The organism is Virgibacillus siamensis (genome assembly GCF_039522605.1).
Classification (GTDB): domain Bacteria; phylum Bacillota; class Bacilli; order Bacillales; family Amphibacillaceae; genus Lentibacillus; species Lentibacillus siamensis.
Map to the genome: position 1 here is coordinate 1 of NZ_BAAADS010000030.1, position 1,087 is coordinate 1,087.

The window sequence follows — 1,087 nt, forward strand, 5'->3', positions numbered from 1 at the left end:
GGGGAAATATCACATGACAAAAAATAGAAAGCATTTTGATGCGAACTTCAAGCAAGACGCTGTTAATTATTATTATACATCTGGCAAAAGCTTGAAGAAAGCAGCTGCCGATTTGAAGATTGGTGAATCTACATTGGGGAAGTGGGTGTCAGCAGCTAAAAACAACAATGGTACCGTTGAGCATAGAGGATCAGGTAATTACAGTTCCGATGCCGAAAAAGAAATTGCACGTCTAAAGAAAGAATTACGAGATTCACAGGATGCGTTAGAAGTATTAAAAAAGGCTATGGGCATACTGAGCAATTAACAGAATCTATTTATACAGCAACCCGTCAAGAATCTGAGAAACGCACGATTTCTGTTAACAGTGTGCTCAAAATATTAGGCGTTTCTACATCAGGGTATTACAGTTGGAAAAAACGTGTAGTTTCTGACCAAGAAAAAAGAAAGCAAGCAATGAAAGAGGAAATCGCTGAAATATATAATGAATCCCTTCAGATTTACGGTGCGCCTAAAATAGCGTCCATCCTGCAATCCAGAGGTCATGTCATCACTGAAAAGACGGTTGGTAACTACATGCGTGAGGAAGGTATTAAAGCTATTTGGGTACGTCCATATGTTCGAACGACCATTGATCCTGATTTTGATAGGAAGCTGAAGAACATTCTGGATAGGGACTTCAAACCAGCAGCTCCCAATACCGTCTGGGTTACGGATATAACGTATGTGCATACCCTGGAAGGCTTTATTTACCTCACCAGTGTTATGGATCTTTTTTCAAGGAAAATCATTGGCTGGCGTGTATCGGATAGTTTAGCTACGGAGCATGTCATCGAAGCCATTGAAAAAGCAAAAAGAAGCCGAGAGTTAAGTCAACCAATTATTATTCACAGTGACCGTGGCTGTCAGTATGTATCCAAAAGCTATATGGAAGCAACACCAGCAGGTCAGTATATACGCAGTTATTCTACTAAAGCAAATCCCTGGGATAATGCATGTATTGAATCTTTTCATGCATTAATAAAACGTGAGTGGCTTAATCGTTTTGTGATTAAAAATCTGAAACACGGCCATGAACTGATATTTG

At 39.6% G+C, this 1,087-nt stretch carries 2 protein-coding genes; both read left to right on the plus strand.

Annotation, left to right across the window (positions count from 1 at the left end; translation table 11 throughout):
- A partial coding sequence (locus ABD010_RS18205; protein WP_343816481.1) for a transposase occupies positions 1-307 on the plus strand: 307 nt, incomplete at its 5' end.
- A gap of 62 nt (positions 308-369) precedes the next feature.
- On the plus strand, positions 370-1,087 hold a 718-nt coding region (locus tag ABD010_RS18210; protein WP_343816483.1), incomplete at its 3' end, for an IS3 family transposase.